The sequence below is a fragment of the Streptomyces sp. NBC_00454 genome (assembly GCF_041434015.1).
GTDB lineage: Bacteria > Actinomycetota > Actinomycetes > Streptomycetales > Streptomycetaceae > Streptomyces.
Window position 1 is genome coordinate 4,812,060 of sequence record NZ_CP107907.1, and the last position, 18,678, is coordinate 4,830,737.

15 protein-coding genes and 1 pseudogene are annotated in these 18,678 nt (G+C 71.9%); 12 read left to right on the forward strand and 4 right to left on the reverse strand.

Annotated features, from left to right (window positions below; genetic code table 11):
• Nucleotides 1-88: 88 nt before the first annotated feature.
• From OHU74_RS22445 to OHU74_RS22495, 11 genes and pseudogenes are all read left to right on the forward strand, one after another.
• Nucleotides 89-466 (forward strand): annotated as a pseudogene (locus OHU74_RS22445) (cytidylyltransferase domain-containing protein); the annotation flags it as partial.
• Nucleotides 467-862: 396 nt separating this feature from the next.
• Complete coding sequence (locus tag OHU74_RS22450; protein ID WP_371619762.1) at nucleotides 863-1,774, forward strand: N-acetylneuraminate synthase family protein; 912 nt, start codon at nucleotides 863-865, stop codon at nucleotides 1,772-1,774.
• Between the two features lie 122 nt (nucleotides 1,775-1,896).
• A complete protein-coding gene (locus tag OHU74_RS22455; protein ID WP_371617546.1) occupies nucleotides 1,897-3,126 on the forward strand; it encodes a hypothetical protein in 1,230 nt (409 codons plus the stop codon).
• Between the two features lie 149 nt (nucleotides 3,127-3,275).
• Nucleotides 3,276-4,535: an amidohydrolase gene (locus OHU74_RS22460; RefSeq protein WP_371619763.1), complete on the forward strand. Its 1,260-nt coding sequence runs from the start codon at nucleotides 3,276-3,278 to the stop codon at nucleotides 4,533-4,535.
• Nucleotides 4,536-4,774: 239 nt separating this feature from the next.
• Nucleotides 4,775-5,830, forward strand: coding sequence for a BMP family protein (locus tag OHU74_RS22465; RefSeq protein WP_371617547.1), 1,056 nt, complete (start codon nucleotides 4,775-4,777; stop codon nucleotides 5,828-5,830).
• 232 nt (nucleotides 5,831-6,062) lie between these two features.
• Nucleotides 6,063-7,667: an ABC transporter ATP-binding protein gene (locus OHU74_RS22470; RefSeq protein ID WP_371619764.1), complete on the forward strand. Its 1,605-nt coding sequence runs from the start codon at nucleotides 6,063-6,065 to the stop codon at nucleotides 7,665-7,667.
• A complete protein-coding gene (locus OHU74_RS22475; RefSeq protein ID WP_330298204.1) occupies nucleotides 7,664-8,779 on the forward strand; it encodes an ABC transporter permease in 1,116 nt (371 codons plus the stop codon). The genes OHU74_RS22470 and OHU74_RS22475 overlap by 4 nt, the downstream gene beginning before the upstream one ends.
• Nucleotides 8,776-10,041 (forward strand): ABC transporter permease, encoded by a 1,266-nt coding sequence (locus tag OHU74_RS22480; RefSeq protein WP_371617548.1) that lies wholly within the window; start codon nucleotides 8,776-8,778, stop codon nucleotides 10,039-10,041. The genes OHU74_RS22475 and OHU74_RS22480 overlap by 4 nt, the downstream gene beginning before the upstream one ends.
• Nucleotides 10,038-10,448, forward strand: a complete 411-nt coding sequence (locus OHU74_RS22485) for a cytidine deaminase (RefSeq protein ID WP_371617549.1) — start codon at nucleotides 10,038-10,040, stop codon at nucleotides 10,446-10,448. The genes OHU74_RS22480 and OHU74_RS22485 overlap by 4 nt, the downstream gene beginning before the upstream one ends.
• A 96-nt stretch (nucleotides 10,449-10,544) precedes the next feature.
• Nucleotides 10,545-11,822: a thymidine phosphorylase gene (locus tag OHU74_RS22490; RefSeq protein ID WP_371617550.1), complete on the forward strand. Its 1,278-nt coding sequence runs from the start codon at nucleotides 10,545-10,547 to the stop codon at nucleotides 11,820-11,822.
• Between the two features lie 133 nt (nucleotides 11,823-11,955).
• Nucleotides 11,956-12,282 (forward strand): STAS domain-containing protein, encoded by a 327-nt coding sequence (locus OHU74_RS22495; protein ID WP_371619765.1) that lies wholly within the window; start codon nucleotides 11,956-11,958, stop codon nucleotides 12,280-12,282.
• Here the strand turns inward: OHU74_RS22495 and OHU74_RS22500 are convergent.
• The 3 genes from OHU74_RS22500 to OHU74_RS22510 form a co-directional block, all read right to left on the reverse strand.
• A complete protein-coding gene (locus OHU74_RS22500; protein ID WP_371617551.1) occupies nucleotides 12,169-13,185 on the reverse strand; it encodes a sigma-70 family RNA polymerase sigma factor in 1,017 nt (338 codons plus the stop codon). The genes OHU74_RS22495 and OHU74_RS22500 overlap by 114 nt on opposite strands.
• Nucleotides 13,186-13,282: 97 nt before the next feature.
• Nucleotides 13,283-14,716, reverse strand: coding sequence for a DUF402 domain-containing protein (locus OHU74_RS22505; protein WP_371617552.1), 1,434 nt, complete (start codon nucleotides 14,714-14,716; stop codon nucleotides 13,283-13,285).
• Nucleotides 14,717-14,760: 44 nt separating this feature from the next.
• Nucleotides 14,761-16,098 (reverse strand): MFS transporter, encoded by a 1,338-nt coding sequence (locus tag OHU74_RS22510; protein ID WP_371617553.1) that lies wholly within the window; start codon nucleotides 16,096-16,098, stop codon nucleotides 14,761-14,763.
• 99 nt (nucleotides 16,099-16,197) lie between these two features.
• On the opposite strand from OHU74_RS22510, the gene OHU74_RS22515 reads away from it, so the two are divergent.
• A complete protein-coding gene (locus tag OHU74_RS22515; protein WP_371617554.1) occupies nucleotides 16,198-17,154 on the forward strand; it encodes a LysR family transcriptional regulator in 957 nt (318 codons plus the stop codon).
• Here the strand turns inward: OHU74_RS22515 and OHU74_RS22520 are convergent.
• Nucleotides 17,108-18,253 carry a LuxR C-terminal-related transcriptional regulator gene (locus OHU74_RS22520; RefSeq protein ID WP_371617555.1) on the reverse strand — a complete coding sequence of 382 codons (1,146 nt, stop codon included), beginning with the start codon at nucleotides 18,251-18,253 and terminating at the stop codon, nucleotides 17,108-17,110. The genes OHU74_RS22515 and OHU74_RS22520 overlap by 47 nt on opposite strands.
• Between the last annotated feature and the right edge of the window lie 425 nt (nucleotides 18,254-18,678).

The window sequence follows — 18,678 nt, forward strand, 5'->3', positions numbered from 1 at the left end:
TGCCGGCGCCGGCACCGACGCGGACACCGCCGCCGCCGTGGTCCGGGCCGATGCGGCCCGGCAGCCCGGAAGCAGCCGGGTGCTGGCCGTGATCCCCGCCCGTGGGGGGTCCAAGGGGGTACCGGGCAAGAACCTGGCCGACGTGGGCGGGATGCCGCTGGTCGTACGGGCCGTCCGGGCCTGCCTCGGGGCCGGCAGCGTCACCGACGTCCTGGTGTCCACCGACTCCGATGCGATCGCGGCCGCCGCCCGCGCGGCCGGGGCCGTCGCCCTGCGCAGGCCCGCCGGGATCTCCGGGGACACCGCCACCAGCGAAGCCGCCGTGCTGCACGCCCTCGACTCCTTCGAGGAACTGCACTCGGTCACCGTCGACGTGGTCCTCCTGGTCCAGTGCACCAGCCCCTTCATCACCGCCTCCGACGTCGAGTCGGTCGCCGCCGCCGTCGTATCCGGCGACGCCGACTCCGCGCTCACCGTGGCTCCCTTCCACGGCTTCCTCTGGCGGGCCGGGGCCGACGGCTCCGGAGCCGGGGTCAACCACGAGGCCTCGTACCGCCCCCGCCGCCAGGACCGCCCCCAGGACCTGCTGGAGACCGGCGCCGCCTACGCGATGTCCGCCGCCGGGTTCCGCACCGCCCGCCACCGCTTCTTCGGGCGGACCGTGCCCGTCGCCACCGATCCCGCCCGGGTCCTGGAGATCGACGATCCCCACGACCTGGCCCGCGCCCGCGCACTCGCGCCGGTCCTCACTCCTGCCGCCCCCACACCTCCTGACCCCACACCTCCTGACCCCACACCTCCTGACCCCACACCTCCTGTGCCTGCCCAGCCTCCGCACCCCGTACCGAAGGACAGCTCTGCCATGAAGTCCAGCCCCGCAGCCGCCCGCCTCCGCACCTTCGGCTCGCGCACCGCCGGCCCCGGTCAGCCCGTGTACGTCGTCGGTGAGATCGGCATCAACCACAACGGCGACCTCGGCAACGCCCTCGCCCTCATCGACGCCGCCGCCGAAGCCGGCTGCGACGCCGTGAAGTTCCAGAAGCGCACCCCGGAGATCTGCACCCCGCGCGACCAGTGGGACATCGAGCGCGACACCCCCTGGGGCCGGATGACCTACATCGACTACCGCCACCGCGTGGAGTTCGGCGAGGCCGAGTACCGCGCCATAGACGAGCACTGCGCCAAGCGCGGCATCGACTGGTTCGCCTCCCCGTGGGACACCGAGGCCGTCGCCTTCCTGGAGAAGTTCGACGTCCCCGCGCACAAGGTGGCCTCCGCCTCGCTGACCGACGACGAGCTGCTGCGCGCGCTGCGCGCGACCGGCCGCACCGTCGTCCTGTCCACCGGGATGTCCACCCCGAAGCAGATCCGGCACGCGGTGGAGGTGCTCGGCAGCGACAACATCCTGCTCTGCCACGCCACTTCCACCTACCCGGCCAAGGCCGAGGAGCTCAACCTGCGGGTCATCAACACCCTGCAGGAGGAGTACCCCAACGTCCCGATCGGCTACTCCGGCCACGAGACGGGCCTGCAGACCACCCTGGCCGCCGTCGCGCTCGGCGCGGCCTTCGTCGAGCGCCACATCACCCTCGACCGGGCCATGTGGGGCTCCGACCAGGCGGCGTCCGTGGAGCCGGGCGGCCTGTCGCGGCTGGTCCGCGACATCCGGACGATCGAGACGGCGCTCGGCGACGGGGTCAAGCGGGTCTACGAGTCCGAGCTCGGCCCGATGAAGAAGCTCCGCCGCGTCCAGGGCGAGCTCGCCGCGGTGTGAAACGGCGGGGCGCCCCGGATCCGGCTGCCCCCGGACCGGCGCGCCCCGCTCCTGCCCCGCTCCCGCCCCGCCCCGTACGCCCGGCGTGTCGTCCCCTTCCGCCCTCTGACGAGGAGTTCCCGGTGACCCGCTCAGCCCCCGCACACACCCCCGCCTCCGCCCGGACCCTGGCCTTCGTGGAGAGCCCCGTCCAGCTCCTCAACGTCCTGGAGTGGGCCCACGCGCGCAGCGGACCGGCATCCGAGCCCGGCAGGCTGCTCGACGGCGTGCCGCGCCAGCCCTCCCGCTCCGCCGCAGGGCCGCCCGGGCCGGACGGCGAGGGCCCGCCCGCGCGGTCCGCCAAGCGGCGCCTGGGCGAAGGGGAGGGGACGGGGGTACGGATCGTCGTGCTGCCGCCCACCGACCCGATGTCCCGCGGGCAGCTGCGCCGGATGGCGGGGCTGGCGCGGGACGAGGGCCACGAGGTGCGCTGGCAGGAGGCGCGCGGCGGCCGCTTCGCGCCGGTGAAGGCGCTCGCCGCGCTCGCGCGCGAGGTGCGGGCGGCGCGGCGGGTGGTCATAGGGGACCCCTTCTCGCGGTACGTGCAGCTCCTGCTGACCCTGGTCCGGGCCGAGGAGCTCGTCGTGGTCGACGACGGCACGGCCACCATGGAGTTCGTCGCCCAGACCTCCCGCGGCGAGCGGCTCGTGCGCTGGCACCGGGTCGGCGGCGGCGGACTGCCGGGCCGGCTGCGCGAGCTGGCGTACGCACCGGTGTCGGCGAACGCCCGGCGGCGGTTCACCCCGCGGCCGGGCGGCAGCCGCCGCGTCGAGGTGTTCACCTCGATGCCGGTGAGCGCCCCGCACGCCGCGATGACCGTGCGGCTCAACGACTTCGCCTGGACCCGGGCCCGCTTCGGCCCGCCGCGCCTGACCAAGGGCACCGACCTGGTCGGGACCTCGCTGGTGGAGACCGGGGTGGTCGATCCGGACCGCTACCGGGAGGCGGTCCGCGCCCTGGCCCTGGAGCACGGGGCCACCCGCTACTTCGCGCACCGCCGGGAGTCCCCGGAGAAGCTGCGCGCGCTGAGCGAGGCGACGGGGCTGGAGATCGTACGTCCGGACCTGCCGCTGGAGCTGATCGCGCGGCGTGGACCGGTCGGCCGTACGATCGTCAGCTTTCCGTCCACGGTCGTCCACACGCTGCCCTACGCCCTGACCGGTACCGGTGTGACGGTGGCCGTATGCGATGTGGATCCGCTCTGGCTCACGCAGGGCGCCTCGGCGCGGGCCCGCGGTTTTCTCGCCGGGGTCACCGACACGGCCCGCGATGTGCACAGACTTCCTGCTCAGGCGGCCCCGGCGGCCGGATGAGGGCCGGAGTGAGCGCGCGAGTTTACCCCCGCTCACATCCGGTCATGCGTCCAGAGGCCGGGTTTCTTTCCCCTAACGGCATGAACTTTTGGTGATCTCCAGCCAGTTGAGGTGGAGGTGCGCCTACCCTTAAACGGGTGAACCAGTTGATGTCCCGCGAGTCCCAGACCGCCCTGCCCGGCAAGCCCGACCGGCCCGAGCTGCCCGGCAAGCTTCCGGACCACCTGCGTGCCGAACTGATCGCCTTCCGCCGGGACTTGCACATGCATCCCGAGCTGGGACACCACGAGTTCCGCACCACGGCGGCGATCAAGGCCCGGCTGGAGAAAGCGGGCCTGCGCCCGAAGGTGCTGAAATCGGGGACCGGCCTCATCTGTGACGTCGGGACCTGGGACCGGGTGCGGCCCATGCTGGCCCTGCGCGCGGACATCGACGCCCTGCCCATCCCGGATGCCAAGACGCACGTCTCGTACCGCTCGACCGTCCCGGACCGCGCCCACGCCTGCGGCCACGACGTGCACACGGCCGTCGTCCTCGGCGCCGGGCTCGTCCTCGCCGAGCTCGACCGCCAGGGCCTGCTGCCCCGGCCGGTGCGGCTGCTCTTCCAGCCCGCCGAGGAGGTCCTGCCGGGCGGCGCCACCGAGGCCATCGACTCCGGGGTGCTGGACGGCGTAGGCAAGATCATCGCCGTGCACTGCGACCCCCGGGTCGACGCCGGGCGGATCGGGCTGCGCAGCGGGCCCATCACCTCGGCCTGCGACCGGCTGGAGGTCGCCCTGGAAGGGCCGGGCGGGCACACCGCCCGTCCGCACCTGACCACCGACCTGGTGACGGCGGCCGCCCGGCTCGCCATCGACCTGCCGGCCGTGCTGGCCCGGCGGATGGACGCCCGCTCGGGCATGTCCGTCACCTGGGGCCGGATCGAGGCCGGACACGCCTGCAACGTCATCCCGATGCACGCGGAGCTGTCCGGGACCATCCGCTGCCTGGACCTGAACGCCTGGCACGAGGCCCCCGACCAGATCCACGCGGCCATCGACGAGATCGCCTCCCTGCACCGCGCCAAGTCGGAGATCACCTACGTCCGCGGTGTGCCCCCGGTGGTCAACGACCCCGTGATCACCGAACTGCTGCGCGAGGCGATGGCGGCCCGGCTCGGCGCCGACGCGATCGAGGACACCGAGCAGAGCCTGGGCGGCGAGGACTTCTCCTGGTACCTGGAGCACGTGCCCGGGGCCATGGCCCGGCTGGGGGTCCGCACCCCCGGCGACACGGCCAAGCGGGACCTGCACCGGGGCGACTTCGACGTGGACGAGGCCGCGATCGGGGTCGGCGTGGAGTTCTTCACGGCCGCCGCGCTGCTGGACGGCCGGTCGCTGGAAGTGCGCCACGCCAGGCCCGCGGGCTGACTCGCCGCCACCGACTGGCCGAAATCCGTACAGCATTCACAGCCGACCGACCGGTAGCGTCCAGCCCTTGGTACACAAGGGCTGGACGGGGCAGGAGTTACCGATCGGTCACTGTCTGGTTCACGACGATCCGATAACGACTCATGAACGGGCCTTTAACTGACATCTACGCGCGTTACGATCTCGGCGAAACCAGCGCCGGTCGTGGCGCTTCGGTCAGGTTTTGAAGGAGCCTCCCCTTGCGCCGGATCACCAGGATCGCCACCGTGGGCATCGCGTCCGCAGCGCTGGCCCTCTCGGCCACCGCCTGTGGCGGTAAGAAGTCCTCGGACTCGTCGTCGGCCTCCTCCTCCCCGGAGAAGTCCGTCGCCATCGCGTACGACATCGGTGGCCGCGGCGACCAGTCGTTCAACGACGCCGCCTACGCCGGCCTCCAGCAGGCCGAGAAGGACCTGCAGGTCAAGGGCGCCGAGGCGGAGCCCACCGACGGCGAGGGCGAGGCCGACAAGGTCCAGCGCCTGACCGAGCTGGCCCGCAAGGGCAACAACCCGGTCATCGGCGTCGGCTTCTCCTACGCGCCGGCCATCAAGAAGGTCGCGGAGAAGTTCCCGAAGACCACCTTCGGCATCATCGACGACACCTCGGTGACCGCTCCGAACATCGCCAACCTCGTCTTCAACGAGGAGCAGGGCTCCTACCTGGCCGGCGTCGCCGCCGCCAAGGCGTCCAAGACCGGCACGGTCGGCTTCATCGGCGGTGTCGAGGTTCCGCTGATCAAGAAGTTCGAGGCGGGCTTCGTCCAGGGCGTCAAGGACACCAACCCGAACGCCAAGGTGCTCACCCAGTACCTGACCCAGCCGCCGAACTTCGACGGTTTCGCCAAGCCCGACCTGGGCAAGGCCGCCGCCGAGGGTCAGCTCGACAAGGGCGCCGACGTGGTCTACGCGGCCGCCGGTCTGGCCGGCTCCGGTGCCATCGAGGCCACCGCCGCCAAGGGCAAGTGGGCCATCGGCGTCGACTCGGACCAGTACAACCAGGCCGGTCTGGCGAAGTACAAGGACCGCATCCTGACTTCGGTCACCAAGCAGGTCTCGCTCTCCGTCTTCAACCTGATCAAGTCGGTCCAGGACGGCAAGCCCGAGTCCGGTGAGGTCCGCTACGGCCTCGACAAGGACGGCGTCGGCCTGGCCGACTCCAACCCCGAGTACAAGAAGATGACGGACGTCGTCGCCGCGGTCGAGAAGGCCAAGGCCGACATCATCGCCAAGAAGATCACCGTCAAGACCGCGCCGTAAGGCACTGTCTGACATGCAGTAAGCGTGGTCTCCGGGGTCCGGGAAGCGGTCTCTATCGCTCCCGGGCCCCGATCCGTCTCACGTGGTTTCGTGTGATCTTGTGGCCGGTTGGCCGCAAGTTTTCACTTTCGACAGTGCTACGCGCGTAGAAGCATCGTGGACGCGATACTTTCTCTCCCCGCCCTGTCCCCCTCCCTGCCTTCAGCTCCTTCCGCGCCAAGGAGAGTGCGTCATCAACGCGTCCAGCCCGCCCCCCGCCGTAGAACTGCACGGCATCACCAAGCGCTTCCCCGGCGTCGTCGCCAACAAGGACATCGCGATCACCGTCCGCAAGGGCACGGTCCACGCCCTCGTCGGTGAGAACGGCGCCGGCAAGTCGACCCTGATGAAGATCCTCTACGGCATGCAGAAGCCGGACGAGGGCACCATCGCGATCGACGGGGAGCAGGTCTCCTTCCACAGCCCCGGCGACGCCATCGCCCGCGGCATCGGCATGGTGCACCAGCACTTCATGCTGGCCGACAACTTCACCGTCCTGGAGAACGTCGTTCTCGGCGGCGAGCAGCTCTACGGCATCGGCGCGAAGGCGCGCAAGAAGATCAAGGAGATCTCGGACGCGTACGGCCTCGGCGTGCGCCCCGACGCCCTGGTCGAGGACCTCGGCGTCGCCGACCGGCAGCGCGTGGAGATCCTCAAGGTCCTCTACCGCGGCGCCAAGATCCTCATCCTCGACGAGCCGACCGCCGTGCTCGTACCGCAGGAGGTCGACGCCCTCTTCGACAACCTGCGCGAGCTCAAGGCCGAAGGCCTGACCGTCATCTTCATCTCGCACAAGCTGGGCGAGGTCCTGAAGGTCGCCGATGACATCACCGTCATCCGGCGCGGCACCACGGTGGGCACCGCCGACCCGCGCAACACCACGACGAAGCAGCTCGCCGAGCTGATGGTCGGCTCCGAACTCCCCTCGCCCGAGACCCGCGAGTCCACGGTCACCACCACGCCGATGCTCAAGGTCCAGGACCTGCGGCTGGCCGCGACCGACCCGGACGGCGTGGTCCGCGAGGTGCTGGCGAACATCAACCTCACCATCCACAAGGGTGAGGTGCTCGGCATCGCCGGCGTCGAGGGCAACGGCCAGACGGAGCTCATCGAGGCCCTGATGGGCATGAGCATCCCGGACGGCGGCACCATCACGCTGGACGGCACCGACATCTCCACCGTCGCGACGCGCAAGCGCCGCGAGGGCGGCATCGGCTACATCCCCGAGGACCGCCACCGGCACGGTCTGCTGCTGGAGTCCCCGCTCTGGGAGAACCGCATCCTCGGCCACGTCACCGAGGCGCCCAACTCCAAGCGCGGCATCCTCGACCCGAAGGCCGCCCGCAAGGACACCGAGCGGATCGTGCGCGAGTACGACGTCCGCACGCCCGGCATCGAGGTCACCGCCTCCTCGCTCTCCGGCGGCAACCAGCAGAAGCTGATCGTCGGCCGCGAGATGAGCCACAACCCGAAGTTCCTCATCGCCGCCCACCCCACCCGTGGTGTGGACGTGGGCGCGCAGGCGCAGATCTGGGACGCGATCCGCGCGGCCCGCCGCGAAGGCCTGGCGGTCCTGCTGATCTCCGCCGACCTGGACGAGCTGATCGGCCTGTCCGACACCCTGCGCGTCATCTACCGCGGCCGCCTGGTCGCGGACGCCGACCCCGCGACCGTGACCCCCGAGGAACTCGGCACCGCCATGACGGGCGCCGCCTCCGGGCACCTGGAAGCCACCGACAACCGCTCCGACGCCGGCACGGACGCCCGTACCGACTCTCCGGAGGACGAGGCCCGATGAAGAAATTCGACAAGGACCGGCTGCTCCTCGGCTTCGCCGGCCCCGCGCTCGCCCTGGTCACCGCCTTCGCGCTGACCATGATCGTGCTGGCGGCGACGGGCGTCGACCCGATCGAACCGCTGCGCCTCATGGTGGAGAACGCCGGCTACGAGGACGTCCAGGTCCTCATCATCAACCAGGCCGGTACGTACTACCTGGCGGCCCTGGCCGTGGCCATCGGCTTCCGGATGAACCTCTTCAACATCGGCGTCGACGGCCAGTACCGCCTCGCGGCGATGCTGTCCGCGGTGGTCGGCGCGGCGGTCACGCTGCCCGGTCCGCTGCACATCCTGCTGATCGTGGTCGTCGCCATGCTGGTCGGTGCCTCCTGGGCCGGCATCGCCGGCATCCTGAAGGCCAAGCGCGGCGTCAGCGAGGTCGTCTCCACGATCATGCTGAACGCCATCGCGACGAGCCTGATCGCCTGGCTGATCCTGCCGAAGAACCTCGGCGTCCAGCCCGCGGGCTCCAACGACCTGACCACCGGTGAGATCCCCAAGTCCGGCTGGTTCCCGGCCCTCGCCTTCGGCGACGGCCTGGAGATCTACGGGTTCACCTTCGTCGCCTTCGCGCTGGGCATCGTCTACTGGTTCACGCTCAACCGCACCCGCTTCGGCTTCGACCTGCGCGCCACCGGCGCCAGCGAGTCCGCCGCGCAGGCCTCCGGTGTGGACGCCAAGAAGATGATCATCACCTCGATGCTCATCTCGGGCGCCGTCGCCGGCCTCGCCGGCATGCCGGTCCTGCTGGGCGAGAGCCACACGTACAGCCTGTCCTTCCCGGTCGGTGTCGGCTTCACCGGCATCACCATCGCGCTCCTCGGCCGCAACAGCCCGATCGGCATCTTCTTCGCCGCGTTCCTGATGGCCTTCATCGACAAGGCCTCGGCCTCGCTCGACACGGCCGGGTACGCCAAGGAGATCGGCACGATCATGAAGGGCCTGATCGTGATCGCGGTCGTCGTCTCCTACGAGCTCGTCCGCCGTTACGGCATCCGCCGCCAGCAGCAGAAGGTCGGCGAGGAACTGGCCGCAGGCCTCGCGATCAAGACCGAGAAGGAGGTCTCGGCGTGAGCACCAGCACCGTTTCCGCGACCAGCGCTGCGCCCAAGAAGCAGGGCGGACGCAAGAAGCTCACCCTCCCGTGGATCATGCTGATCGTCGCGGGCGGACTCGCGCTGGTCTCGCTGGTCCGCGTGATCAGCGGCGCCAACGACCTGACCTCGATCGGCCAGGTCTCCGGAGCGCTCTCCCTCGCCGTGCCGATCGGCCTCGCCGGCCTCGGCGGCCTGTGGGCCGAGCGCGCGGGCGTGGTCAACATCGGCCTCGAAGGCATGATGATCCTCGGCACCTGGTTCGGCGCCTGGGCCGGCTACCAGTGGGGCCCGTGGACCGGCGTCCTCGTCGGCCTGATCGGCGGTGCCATCGGCGGCCTGCTGCACGCGATCATCACGGTCACCTTCAACGTGAACCACATCGTCTCCGGTGTGGCCATCAACATCCTGGCGCTGGGCTTCACCCAGTACCTGTCGAACTTCACCTTCGCCGACGCGCCCGGCGGCTCCTCCAAGCAGTCCCCGCGCGTCGAGGAGATCTACAAGATCACCGTGCCGGGGCTGTCCGACTGGATGGCGACCCTCCAGGGCAAGCACTGGTTCTTCATCTCCGACCTCGCCGGAGTCATCGGCGGCCTGGTCACCAACCTGTCGCTGCTGACCGTCGTCGCACTGCTGCTCATCCCCGGCACCTGGTGGGTGCTCTGGCGCACCACCTTCGGCCTGCGGCTGCGCTCCTGCGGCGAGAACCCCGTCGCCGCCGAATCGCTCGGCGTCAACGTCTACAAGTACAAGTACATCGCCGTGATCGTCTCGGGCGCCCTGGCGGGCCTGGGCGGCGTGTTCCTGTCGATCGTGGCCAGCCCGATCTACCAGGAGGGCCAGACCGGCGGCCGCGGTTACATCGGTCTCGCCGCGATGATCTTCGGCAACTGGATGCCGGGCGGCATGGCGCTGGGCGCGGGCCTCTTCGGCTTCACCGACAGCCTCAAGCTGCGCGGCGGCGCCGAGAACGTCCACGCGATGCTGCTGCTCATCGCGATCCTGCTGGTCCTGGTCGTCGCCTGGCAGCTCTACAAGAAGAAGTACGTCCAGGCCGGCGTCTCGGCGGTCTTCGCCGTGCTGCTGTTCCTCTGGTACGCACTCACCGACGCGGTGCCCAGCCAGTTCGTGGACGCCGCCCCCTACCTGACCACGCTGCTCGTGCTCGCGCTGTCCGCGCAGCGCCTGCGGATGCCCAAGGCGGACGGCATGCCGTACCGCAAGGGCCAGGGCAAGTGACGGCGCCCCACGAGGTGCTCGGCGCCGTGGACTGGGAGACCCTGCGCGAGGCCGCCCGGGACGCCATGTCCCGCGCGTACGCCCCGTACTCGGGCTTCCCGGTCGGCGTCGCCGCGCTGGTCGACGACGGTCGTACCATCGTCGGCTGCAACGTCGAGAACGCGAGCTACGGACTCGGCCTGTGCGCCGAGTGCGGCCTGGTCTCCTCCCTCCAGGCCACGGGCGGCGGCCGGCTGACGCACTTCACGTGCGTGGACGGCAAGGGCGAGATCCTCGTCCCGTGCGGCCGCTGCCGCCAGCTGCTGTTCGAGTTCGGCGGCCCGGAACTCCAGGTGGAGACGCCGGAGGGCATCCTGCCGCTCTCCGCGATGCTGCCGCAGGCCTTCGGGCCCGACCACCTCAGATAGTCACGACGACGGCCCTCCGCCCTGCCGGGCGGAGGGCCGTCCGTCCTCCGGTAACGGGAAAACCCTCTCTCTATGCGCGTAGAAGGAAGCACTTCCATGGACGTCATCTCCGTCATCCGCACCAAGCGGGACCGCGGCGAACTGAGCCCCGAGCAGATCGACTGGGTCATCGACGCGTACACGCGCGGCGTGGTCGCCGACGAGCAGATGTCGGCGCTGGCGATGGCCATCCTGCTGAACGGCATGAACCGCACCGAGATCGCCCGCTGGACCGCCGCGATGATCGCGAGCGGCGAGCGGATGAACTTCGACTCGCTCTCCCGCCCGACGGCCGACAAGCACTCCACGGGCGGCGTCGGCGACAAGATCACCCTGCCGCTGGCCCCGCTCGTCGCCGCCTGCGGCGCGGCCGTACCGCAGCTCTCCGGCCGCGGCCTCGGCCACACCGGCGGCACCCTGGACAAGCTGGAATCCATCCCCGGCTGGCGCGCGCTGCTCTCCAACGAGGAGATGCTGCACGTCCTGGACACCACCGGCGCCGTCATCTGCGCCGCGGGCGACGGGCTGGCCCCGGCCGACAAGAAGCTCTACGCGCTGCGCGACGTCACGGGCACCGTCGAGGCCATCCCGCTGATCGCCTCCTCCATCATGTCCAAGAAGATCGCCGAGGGCACCGGCTCCCTCGTCCTGGACGTGAAGGTCGGCACCGGCGCCTTCATGAAGAACATCGAGGACGCGCGCGAACTGGCGCGCACCATGGTGGGCCTGGGCACCGACTCGGGCGTCAAGACGGTCGCCCTGCTCACCGACATGTCCACCCCGCTCGGCCTGACCGCCGGCAACGCCCTGGAGATCCGCGAATCGGTGGAGGTCCTGGCGGGCGGCGGCCCCTCGGACGTGGTCGAGCTGACCCTGGCCCTCGCGCGGGAAATGCTGGACGCGGCGGGCATCAAGGACGCCGACCCGGCGAAGGCGCTGGCCGACGGCTCCGCGATGGACGTGTGGCGCCGGATGATCGCGGCCCAGGGCGGCGACCCGGACGCGGCCCTGCCGGTGGCCCGCGAGCAGCACGTGGTCACCGCCACCGCTTCGGGCGTCCTGACGCGCCTGGACGCGTACGGGGTGGGCGTCGGCGCCTGGCGCCTGGGCGCCGGCCGCGCGCGCAAGGAGGACCCGGTCCAGGCGGGCGCCGGCATCGAGCTGCACGCGAAGCCGGGCGACACCGTGACCGCGGGCCAGCCGCTGATGACCCTGCACACGGACACCCCGGAGAAGTTCGACTACGCCCTCGCGGCGCTGGACGGCTCCTTCGACATCGCGGCGGCGGGCACCTCCTTCTCCGCCACCCCGATCGTGCTGGACCGCATCGCCTGATCCGCGGATCCTCGTACGACGAACGGGACCGGCGCTCGGCGCCGGTCCCGTTCGTCGTGCCCGGCCGCCTGCCCGTTCGTCCGCCCCGCCGATGAGTTCCGGGCCGCGGGGGAGTCACCCCTTCGTGGAGATCATGCGACTCGTGCTGCCCGGACCGCCCCCGACCGCGCAGGACACGGCCCGGCTGTGCGCCCGGCTCGCCCTGCTGTACGAGGGCGGCGCGGCCGCGGTGGTGTGCGACGCGGCCGCCGTCACCGCGCCGGGCCTGGGCACGGTCGAGGCGCTGGCCCGGCTGCGCCTCACCGCCGGGGACCGGCCCCTGCGGATCACCGGGGCCGGTCCGGCCCTACGCGCCCTGCTGGACCTCGTAGGACTCGTCGAGCTGCTCGGGGAGGCCGAAGAGCGGGAACCACCGGGGGGTGTCCAGGAAGGCGTTGAGCCCGACGATCTTCCCGTCTGAGATCTCCAGGACCTGGAGCGCCCACGGGGTCCACCCCGGCTGCCCGTCCTCGCGCGGCCGGTACTGGCCGAAGGCCGGCATGCCGTTCGCCGTGGTCGGGAGGAGGCGCGAGCCCTTGCAGCCGATGCCCTGGTTGAGGTGCCAGGCGGCGATGTCCTCGTGGCCGCGCAGCCACAGGTCGAAGGGCGGCATCGACAGCACCGCGTCCTCGTGGAGCAGGGTGGTCAGGCGGGTGATGTCGTACGCCTCGAAGGCGGAGAGGTACTGCTCCAGCAGCTTGACCTGCCCGGCGTCGAGCGGGTCCGCGGCCTCGCTCTCGCGGATCCGGGTCGCGGAGAGCGTGGCGCGGGCCCGCTGCAGGGCGCTGTTGACCGAGGCGACGGTGGTGTCCAGCAGGGTGGCGACCTCGTCGGCCTTCCAGGCGAGCACCTCGCGCAGGATCAGCACCGCCCGCTGCTTGGCCGGCAGGTGCTGGAGCGCCGCGACGAAGGCGAGGCGGACGGATTCCTTGGCCAGCGCCATCTCCGCCGGGTCCGCGGTCTGCGGGAGCACCCGGCCGTCCGGGACCGGCTCCAGCCAGGTCACCTCGGGCCGCTCGTTGAGGATCGCGGAGGCCTGGTGCTGGGGGGCGGTCAGGTCCATGGGGCGGGCGCGCTTGTTCCCCGCGTTCAGCAGGTCCAGGCAGACGTTCGTGGCGATCCGGTACAGCCAGGAGCGCAGGGAGGAACGGCCCTCGAACTTGTCGAAGCTGCGCCAGGCACGGATGTACGTGTCCTGCACGGCGTCCTCGGCGTCGAAGGAGGAGCCGAGCATGCGGTAGCAGTAGCCGGTGAGCTCGACGCGGTACCGGTCCAGGGCCGCATCCAGCTCGGGGCTGGTCCCGCGGTCGGTCGTTTCCGTCATGTCCCTTGATCCCCCTGGTAGTTCCGGATACTTCGGAAACTACCCGAGGCCTCTGACAACCGCAGCCCGGCACGCGGCGGCCCCGGGAAGTGCCAGGTCAGGCCTCCGCGCCGGCCTCGTAGGGCGGGATGGTCCAGCACAGCACGGCCTCACCCGCGCGCTCCTCCAGCGTCACCGGGTACACCTGCCCGTACGCCCGCTCCCCGCGGTGGCGCATCGAGTGGTCCCCACCGTCCCAGCCGAGCCCGAGCACCCGGCAGCCGCCCACTTCGACCACCCCGGCCAGCAGCGGGTGGCCCCAGCCCGCGCGCTGGAAGCGGTGGTAATCGGTGTGGGCGTCCACCGAGACCATCAGGCCCCTGCCCGCGCCTTCGCGGACCCAGTCCGCCATCCGCCCGGCGAGGGCCTCCGCCTCCGCGAGCGGGAGGTCGAGGAAGCCGCGGTCTCCGGCGCCGGATACCGGCTCGCCGCCGAAGACCGCGTGGGCTTCCTCCGCGTGCCCGCCCCAGTACCTGACGTCGGCCAGCCCGTCCACGGACTCGCCGCTCAGGCCCGCGAAGCCGTCCAGGGCGCGGGCGTCGCCCAGGACCATGCCGCAGCGGTCGACCGGGAGGTCGCCGAGGGGGACCGGGCCGGGGCCGTGGGCCGCGTGGTCCCAGGGGAGGCCGAGGGAGACCTCCAGGGTGGAGATCACCGGTTCGTCGTCGAAGGGGGAGGGAGCGGTCCGGGCCCGTACCGGCAACGGCCGGTCGGCGGCGGCCGGAACGGCTATCGCCTCGTAGCCCCACGTGGCGGGCTCGGCGGGCTCGCCGTCGTGGACGTGGCCGCCGCCCGCGGCCGCCACCGCGAGGGCGCGCTCCGACCAGAGCGGGGCCCCGTCCCGCCGGTGGTCGATCCAGCCCGCCTTCCCCAGCACCAGCACCCCCGAGGGAGCGGTGACCCGCCCCAGCGGCAGCTCCGGGAGGTCCGGCAGGGGCCACGCGGCGGGCGGGCGGAAATCGCAGCGCGTGCCGTCGAAGGGGTACGAGGCCGACTCGACGAGCCCCGTGACGCGGACGCCCTCCGCGCGTATCGCCTCCGCCTCGGCCGCCGTCCAGTACACCGGGTGGCCGGTCTTCGCGGCGAAGGACTCCTCGTCCTTCCACTGCCACACGCGGTCCGGGGCGACCGTGATGTCCAGCTCCTGGTCGGTCACGCGGACGTCCGCACCGGCCCGCGTGCGGGATTCGAGGTTGACGTACCAGCCCCGGAACTCCTGCTCCTCGGTGAAGGTCCACCACACCGCGTGCCCGGCCCCGGCCGGCTGGAGGATCAGCGCGCCCCCGCGCCGCCAGCGGCTGGCCCGCAGCGGGTACGAGCCGCCCGGCGGCAGGTCCCGCAGGTGGGTGCCGGGCGGCAGTTCGGCGCGCCAGACCGGCGTGCCGGGGGCGATCCACAGCAGCAGGCCGTCGGCGCGGTCCTCCACTACGCGGGCCGGACAGATCATGCTGACCGTGTCACCGAGGACCAGGTGAATGTTGACTAGGGGCATGACCGGCGATCATGCCATCCGGGTCCGTCAGCCGGTCATACCGGTCAGCGGGCGGGCAGTGCCGCCGCGTGCGCTGCCCGGGCCGCGTGGGACCCGTACAGGGTGATCGAGACGACGCCGACGACCGCGAGCAGGGCCAGGGCGACCGTGGCCCCCCACCCCGCCGAGTGGTAGGCGAGGGCGCCCAGGGTGCCGCCGGCGCTGGAGCCGATGTAGTACGCGGACTGGTAGAGCGCCGAGGCCTGCGCGCGGCCCGTCTTCGCCGTGCGGCTCACCGCCGCCGAGGCCACCGCGTGGCCCGCGAAGAACCCGGCCGTGATCAGGACCAGGCCCAGCAGGATGGAGGGCAGGGAGTCCGACAGGGAGAGGAGCAGGCCGAGGGCGGTCGTGGTCACCGCGAGGTACAGCGCCCCGCGCCGGCCCGTGCGCGCCACCAGCTGTCCGGCGGCCGCGGAGGAGACCGTACCGACCAGGTAGACCAGGAAGATCGAGCCGATGACGCCCTGCCCGAGGGAGAACGGCTCCTCGACCAGGCGGTAGCCGATGACGGTGTAGACGGCGCCGAAGACGGTCATGAACAGCGCGCCGATCCCGTACAGGCGCAGCAGCAGCGGATCGCGCAGGTGCCCGGAGACGGTACGTCCCACCGCGCGCGGGTTCAGCGAGGCCGGCCGGAAGAACCGGGCCCGGGGGAGGAGGACCAGGAAGGCCACCGCGCAGGCCAGCGACATCAGGCCGACGGTCAGCAGCCCGCCGCGCCAGCCCCAGGCCTGGGCCGCCCAGCCCGTGACGAGGCGGCCGCTCATGCCGCCGATGGAGTTGCCCGCGACGAACAGGCCGATCGCGGCGACCAGCGCCTTCGGCTTGACCTCTTCCGCCAGGTACGCCATCGCCGAGGCCGGGATGCCGGCGATCGCCGCACCCTGGACGGCGCGCAGCGCGATCAGCCACTCCAGGTTCGGCGCGAAGGGGACGAGGAGGCCGACGCCCACGGCCACGATCATCGAGCAGGTCATCATCCGGGTCCGGCCGAACCGCTCGGACAGCGCGCTCAGCGGCAGGACGAGCAGCGCGAGGGCGCCGGTGGCCGCCGAGACCGTCCAGCTGGCCTGACCCGCCGTCACGCCGAAGCCGGCGGAGATCGCGGGGAGCAGGGCCTGGGTGGAGTAGAGGAGGGCGAAGGTGGCCAGGCCCGCGGCGAAGAGCGCGAGGCTCATCCGGCGGTAGCCGGGGCGGCCGGGCTCACGGGCTTCGGGGGCCGGGGTCTCGGGCGCGGAGGCCGTGGCGGCCGAGGTCTCGACTGCGGTGGTCTCGACTGCGGCGGGGAAAGGCGAGGTGGAGGCACCCACGGTGGTGGGTGCCCCGGTATGAGCGGGAGGCATGTGTACGACCGTAGAGCCGGTCTTTTCATGCGTCCAATGCACGGATTCGCGATAATCGATCCACTGGTGCATCAGTACAGGTCAGATGGGTGCCTATCGATGAGTCGTTACGAAGAAGACATGGCCGTGACACATGCGCTGGCCCCGCGCCTCGCGTACTTCGTCGCCGTCGCCCGGCACGAGCACGTCACCCGCGCCGCGCACGAGCTGGGCGTCCCCCAGTCCACCCTGTCGCGGGCCATGGTCCGCCTCGAACAGGACCTGGGCGTCGCCCTGTTCGCCCGCAAGGGCCGCACCGTCGCCCTCACCACCGCCGGCCGCACCTTCCTCGCCTCCGCCGAGCGTTCCCTGGCGGAGATCGCCCGCGCCGCGGGCTCCGTCCAGCAGGACGCGGACCCGTCCTTCGGCAAGGTCGCCTTCGGGTTCCTGCACACCCTGGGCCCCGAGACCGTACCCGGGCTGATCCGCGCCTTCCGGGCCGACCATCCGGGCGTACGGTTCTCGCTGGTCCAGAACTACGGCGAAGCCATGCTGGAGAAGCTCCGGGCCGGCGAACTCGACCTCTGCCTGACCTCGCCGCTGCCCGACGCCCCCGATCTGGTGGCCCGCCGCCTCGACGAGCAGCGGCTGCGCCTGGTGGTCCCCGACGACCACCGCCTCGCCACCCGCAAGCGGATCCGGCTGGCCGAGGCCGCCGAGGAAACCTTCGTCACCCTGGAGCCCGGCTACGGCCTGCGCCGGATCACCGACGACCTCTGCGCGGAGGCCGGGTTCACCCCCCGGGTGGCCTTCGAGGGCGAGGAGGCCGAGACCCTGCGCGGGCTCGTCGCGGCCGGGCTCGGCGTCGCGCTGCTGCCGCCGCCGGCCGTGGCCCGGCCGGGGGTGGTCGAGCTGACGGTCACCGCTCCGCGCGCGGTCCGCGAGATCGGGGTGGCCTGGCTGGACGGGCATCCGGACACGCCGCCGGTGGCTCAGTTCAAGAGGTTCCTGCTGTCGCGGCGCGGGCGCCTCATTCCGGAGCTCCCGGAACTTCCGGAGCCGCGGCCGGGGGCGTGAGCGGGGCCGGGGCGATGGCCGCCGACAGCAGGTACCCCGCCTGGAAGCGGGACTTGGCGCCCACGGCGCGCATGATCTCGGCGATGTGGCGCTGGCAGGTCCGCTCGGACATGCCGAGACGCCGGGCGATGATCTTGTCCTCCATCCCCTCCGCCAGCAGCCGCACGATGGTCTGGCGGAGCTCCTCGGAGATGGAACGGGCCTGATCCGGGCCGATGGTGGTGGTGAAGGGCTCCGCGGCCGACCAGGAGCGCTCGAAGGTCTGCACCATGAAGTGGACGACGTTCGGCTCGCGCACCAGCAGCGCCGCCTTGCTGTCGCCCTGAACCTCCATCAGGCCGGTGTGCCGGTCGACGAGGATCATCCGCATCAGGCCGTCGCCGACGGTACGGACCTGCGAGCCGAGCGCGGTCACCCGCTCGACGTACGCGGCCGTCGGGGGAGAGTAGCGGGCGGTGTGCTGGTAGATCGTGCGCAGCCGCACGCCCCGGGTCAGCAGCGCCTCGTCCCGCAGCACCGCCTCCGCCAGGATCTCGGCCGGACGGCCGCCACCCGGATGGCAGGTGAGTATTTCGCACTCGGCCGACGCGGAGAATCCCTGGAGCAGGTCCCGCAGAGCGTCCTGGTCGGTGATCATCTCCAGGCTGTCCACCCCGTCGCGGTCCCGCTGCGAGGCGCCCGCCTCGTACTGCGGGATCAGCGTCTCCAGCAGGGCCCGCAGCCGGTCCATCTCGTCGTGGGTCTCGCGCACCCGCAGGGCCAGCGGGGCCAGCGTCCGGGCGGTGGCGGCCCGCGGGGACACGGCGCTCCAGCGCACGGGGGCGCAGTCGGGGGACTCCGTGGCCGGTCCGTCGGCCGGTCCGTCGGCCGGACTGTCCGTCGAGCCGCCCGTCGAGCCATCCGTCGAGCCGTCCCCGGAGGCGTCCGGGCGGGGCTGGAGCAGGTGTGCGGCGGTGAGCTCGGCGATGGCGGTGGAGACGGCGGCCGGGTCGCCCAGCAGCTGGGCGGCCTCGGCCTCGGTGAAGGCGTGCCGCTCGGCCGCGTACCCGTACAAGCGTCGGGCCACGGGGCTCAGCTGGTCCGCTTCATCCGCTGGCATGTCCATATTCGTCCCGGCCTGTGATGATTCGTAAACCCCTCGTGTTCCCGCAAGGCGTCAAGACGATGCCCCTCGATCTTCGCGAGCATATGCCGAACCGGCACAGTGGTACCACGGCGTTCTCGGGGGAGGGTGCGGGCTTCCACGAGTCCGTGCTTCGCCGTCATGGCAACGCGCCCTCGCGCGGTCGCGTGCCTCAGGTGGTTGCGCCGGGCCCGCCCGTGTCGTCCGACCGGGAGGGGACGGTGCGGCCGGCACGGGCGGCCCCGCGCGACCACCGACAACGTGCCCCCACCGCCGGCACTGCTCCGCGCGAGCACCGGCGCCGCTCCGCGCAACCACCGGTTACCGCCCCGCGCGACCACCGACACCGTTCCCCGGCCACCGGCTCTGCTCCGCGCGGCCACCGACACCGCTCCGCGTGG

Bases quoted from the DNA above. Each gene is read 5' to 3' on its own strand.
- OHU74_RS22450 (WP_371619762.1), top strand. From the start codon at position 863: ATGAAGTCCAGCCCCGCAGCCGCCCGCCTCCGCACCTTCGGCTCGCGC.
- OHU74_RS22460 (WP_371619763.1), top strand. From the start codon at position 3,276: ATGTCCCGCGAGTCCCAGACCGCCCTGCCCGGCAAGCCCGACCGGCCC.
- OHU74_RS22475 (WP_330298204.1), top strand. From the start codon at position 7,664: ATGAAGAAATTCGACAAGGACCGGCTGCTCCTCGGCTTCGCCGGCCCC.
- OHU74_RS22490 (WP_371617550.1), top strand. From the start codon at position 10,545: ATGGACGTCATCTCCGTCATCCGCACCAAGCGGGACCGCGGCGAACTG.
- OHU74_RS22495 (WP_371619765.1), top strand. From the start codon at position 11,956: ATGCGACTCGTGCTGCCCGGACCGCCCCCGACCGCGCAGGACACGGCC.
- OHU74_RS22500 (WP_371617551.1), bottom strand. From the start codon at position 13,185: ATGACGGAAACGACCGACCGCGGGACCAGCCCCGAGCTGGATGCGGCC.
- OHU74_RS22505 (WP_371617552.1), bottom strand. From the start codon at position 14,716: ATGCCCCTAGTCAACATTCACCTGGTCCTCGGTGACACGGTCAGCATG.
- OHU74_RS22510 (WP_371617553.1), bottom strand. From the start codon at position 16,098: ATGCCTCCCGCTCATACCGGGGCACCCACCACCGTGGGTGCCTCCACC.
- OHU74_RS22515 (WP_371617554.1), top strand. From the start codon at position 16,198: ATGAGTCGTTACGAAGAAGACATGGCCGTGACACATGCGCTGGCCCCG.
- OHU74_RS22520 (WP_371617555.1), bottom strand. From the start codon at position 18,253: ATGCCAGCGGATGAAGCGGACCAGCTGAGCCCCGTGGCCCGACGCTTG.